Source organism: Frankia sp. CcWB3, from assembly GCF_977927595.1.
Genome location: NZ_CDWRCK010000346.1, coordinates 1 through 3,443 on the forward strand (window position 1 = coordinate 1; position 3,443 = coordinate 3,443).

Sequence of the window (3,443 nt, forward strand, 5' to 3'; positions counted from 1 at the left end):
GTGCTGTCGGGGCGCGGGGTGCCGGGATCGTAGCGGTACCCGACTCCCCACACTGTGACAAGCATCCGGGGAGCGGTCGGATCATCCTCGATCTTCTCCCGCAGTCGGCGGATGTGCACGGTGACCGTCGAGGGGTCGCCATAGCTCCATCCCCACACCTGTTCGAGCAGCTCGCCCCGGGTGAAGGCGCGGCCGGGCCGGCGCAGCAGGAAGGCCAGCAGATCGAACTCGCGCACCGTCAGCCCGAGCGGCACCCCGTGCCGGGTGGCGGTCCGCGCGGCTGCGTCGACGACGAGGGGGCCGGCCCGCAGGACGCCGGCCTCCGCGCCCGGCGCCGCTTCGTTCGCCCGCCGCAGCACCGACTGCACGCGCAGGGTCAGCTCCCGCGGCGAGAACGGCTTGGTCACGTAGTCGTCGGCGCCGATCTCCAGACCGGTGATGCGATCCGACTCGTCGGCACGTGCGGTCATCATGATCACTGGTACCGGTCGGTGCGCCCGGAGCCGGCGGAACACCTCGATGCCATCGAGACCGGGCAGCATCAGGTCGAGGACGACGAGGTCCGGTGGGGTCGTCTCGGCCACCCGCAGGGCCGTGGGCCCGTCCGCGGTGCGGTCGACGTCGGAGCCGGCGTTGCGCAGGTAACGGTCGACGACCTCGGAGACGAGGGCGTCGTCGTCGACGATGAGCACACGGGCCACCCGGCCACGATAGGTAAGGCGACGGCCGTCTTGACCATGATCGGCTCGGATGTCTCCGCTTCGTAATGCTCGTAATGATCGTCATGCTTGTCGTCGTGTCCGTGCCGAGCCGCCGGACGGGACCCGGGCATTCCTTGTTCCGTAAGGGTTGATCACGCGCGGGCGGCACTACAGTCCCGATCATGTTCACGCAACGTAGTGGGATCGGGGCCTCCGTCGACGTCGTCCTGCCTTGCCTGGATGAGGCCGGGGCGCTACCCTGGGTGTTGGATCGGATGCCCGTCGGCTACCGGCCGATCGTCGCGGACAACGGATCGCGCGACGGTTCCCGCCAGGTGGCGCTGGAACGCGGGGCGGTTGTCGTCGACGTGCCTGAGCGCGGCTACGGCGCCGCCGTGCACGCCGGGCTGCTCGCCGCGGACGCCTCCCTCGATCCCGCCGAGCTTCCCGGTCTCGTCGCGCAGTTGCTGGCCGGCCGGGCCGATCTGGTTCTTGGCCGCCGTCGCCCGACCTCGATGCGGGCCTGGCCGCCGCACGCCCGATTCGGGAACGCGGTGGTCGCCGGGCGGCTGCGCCGGCGCGGCGTTCCCGTCCATGATCTGGGCCCGATGCGGGTGGCCCGCCGGGAGGACCTGCTCCGACTGCCCGTGGCCGACCGCCGGTTCGGCTATCCGCTGGAACTGCTGCTGCGGGCAGCCCAGGCCGGTTGGCGGATCATCGAGACCGACGTGGCCTACACCCCTCGGGTCGGGCGCTCCAAGGTGACCGGGACACCGCTCGGCGCCGCCCGGACGGCCCGGGACACGTCCGCCCTGTTGGCGAGCCTCCGGTGAGGCTGCTCGTGATGGCGAAGGAGCCGGTACCCGGGCGGGTCAAGACCCGCCTCACGCCGCCCCTGCGCCCGGACCAGGCGGCGGCCGTCGCGGCGGCCGCGCTCGCGGACACGCTGGCCGCGGTTGAGGAGCTGACCCGCCTGCCCGGGTTCGACGCACTGTGCCCGGTCCTCGTCCTCGACGGCGCGGTCGGCCCGTGGCTGGAGACCTCGTTCGGACGAATCCCGGCCGGACGAATCGCGGCCGGACGAATCGCGATCGAAGTGATGCCGCAGGTGTCGGGGCCGTTCGACGTCAGGCTCGCCGCAGCCTTCGACGCCGGCAGCGAGCCGATCTTGCTCATCGGGATGGACACCCCCCAGGTGACCGCCGCCCTGCTCGCCTCCGCCTGCCACGCGCTGCACGCGACCGACGCGGTGTTCGGTCCCGCCGCGGACGGGGGATGGTGGGCACTCGGCCTGACCACCCCCGACGGCGATCTTCTCCGTGGCGTGCCGACCTCACGCCCGGACACCGGCGCACGGCAACGGGCCCGCCTGTCCGAAGCCGGCCTGACGGTCACAACCCTGCCGACGGTGCGTGACGTCGACACCATGGCCGACGCCGACGCGGTCGCCCGGCTCGTGCCCGGTGGGCGCTTCGCCGCGGCGCTGCGCGCCACGCAAGGGGATCGCATCACCGCCGGCCGGGCCACCGCGTGTTGACCGGCGTCCCCGACGGCCGGTGGGGACCGACGACCGTCTACGAGGCGGGACTGCGTTCCGCCGGTGGACAGCTGTGGATGCGCCGTCCCGACGGGCGACGCGACCCGCTGCCGGTGAACCGCTGGCGTGGCACTCTGCCCCCGGCGGCGTCGACCCCGCGCACCTGCTCCACCGGGGCGCTGTCCCCGGGGGATCTGTCGTTGTTGCGTTACTGCGGCGGCCCGACCCTCGACGTCGGCTGCGGGCCCGGCCGGCTCGCGGCTGCGCTCGCGGCCCGCGGGGTGCCGGCCCTCGGCATCGACGTCGCGCCGTTCGCGGTGCACCTGACCCGGCGGGCCGGTGCGCCGGCGCTACGGCGGGACGTGTTCGGCCGGGTACCTGCCGAGGGACGATGGGCCGCGCTGCTGCTCGCCGACGGGAACATCGGCATCGGCGGCGACCCGATCCGGTTGTTGCGCCGGGCCGGGGAACTCCTCGCCCCCTCCGGCCGGGTGCTCGTCGAACTCGAACCGCCGGGCGCCCAGACCGGCCCGATGCGGGTCCGGCTGGAGGCCGCGACCGGCCGGGTGTCGCGGCCCTTCTCCTGGTGCCTGGTGGACGGGGACGACCTGACCGGCCTCGCGCCGGACGCCGGACTGCTAATCACCCGGACCTGGTGCAGCGCCGGCCGGCACTTCGCCGCGCTGCGCCGGCGTCTCCCGACCGGATGATTCCCCGCCGGGCGCGGACCGCCCGACTCACCATGAGGGCCGCCGCGCCGGCCCAGACCACTCCGAGAACGAGCGCGAGGTTGCGTCCGTACGGCAGCGGGTTCACCGTCGGGTTCCCAGGGTCCCCACCGTAGCCACGCCACAGCGGGAGCGACGACAGGGCGACCGCCGCACTCACCAGCAGTGCGCCCTGTGCGACGGACCGGTAGGGCGGTGGGACCAACCGGGTGAGCAGGAAGCCGACGAGCATCGTCGCGGGCACGAGCAACGCGTCATGGACCAGGACCCCGCCGATCAGCCAGACCACGGTGTTCGGCGGCCGGGTGGCCTGCTGGTGGGTGAGCACGCCGTCGACCCCGTAACCGATTGCGGCCAGCCCGGCCGCCACCGCGACACCGCGCAGTACGACGGCGTTCATACCATCACCACCCGATGTACCCATTCCGTCTGGAGGACCCCGGGCCGGTTCGGCGCGATGAGCCGGGCCGGATAATC

General features: G+C 73.3%; 5 protein-coding genes. 3 read left to right on the forward strand and 2 right to left on the reverse strand.

All coding sequences use genetic code 11. The annotated features are described in order from the left end of the window. On the reverse strand, positions 1–701 hold a 701-nt coding region (locus ACY5KJ_RS18820), incomplete at its 3' end, for a response regulator (protein ID WP_462203984.1). Between the two features lie 182 nt (positions 702–883). Between ACY5KJ_RS18820 and ACY5KJ_RS18825 the strand changes: the two genes are divergently transcribed. Genes ACY5KJ_RS18825 through ACY5KJ_RS18835 form a run of 3 tightly spaced genes read left to right on the forward strand, consistent with a single transcriptional unit; the run spans position 884 to position 2,948 of the window. After that, positions 884–1,534, forward strand: a complete 651-nt coding sequence (locus ACY5KJ_RS18825; protein WP_462187435.1) for a glycosyltransferase family 2 protein — start codon at positions 884–886, stop codon at positions 1,532–1,534. A gap of 11 nt (positions 1,535–1,545) precedes the next feature. Further along, positions 1,546–2,238, forward strand: coding sequence for a TIGR04282 family arsenosugar biosynthesis glycosyltransferase (locus ACY5KJ_RS18830; protein ID WP_462187439.1), 693 nt, complete (start codon positions 1,546–1,548; stop codon positions 2,236–2,238). Continuing rightward, a complete protein-coding gene (locus ACY5KJ_RS18835) occupies positions 2,232–2,948 on the forward strand; it encodes a methyltransferase domain-containing protein (protein ID WP_462187436.1) in 717 nt (238 codons plus the stop codon). The genes ACY5KJ_RS18830 and ACY5KJ_RS18835 overlap by 7 nt, the downstream gene beginning before the upstream one ends. On the opposite strand, the gene ACY5KJ_RS18840 is transcribed toward ACY5KJ_RS18835, so the two are convergent. Continuing rightward, positions 2,881–3,366 carry a hypothetical protein gene (locus ACY5KJ_RS18840; protein WP_462187437.1) on the reverse strand — a complete coding sequence of 162 codons (486 nt, stop codon included), beginning with the start codon at positions 3,364–3,366 and terminating at the stop codon, positions 2,881–2,883. The genes ACY5KJ_RS18835 and ACY5KJ_RS18840 overlap by 68 nt on opposite strands. Positions 3,367–3,443 lie beyond the last annotated feature (77 nt).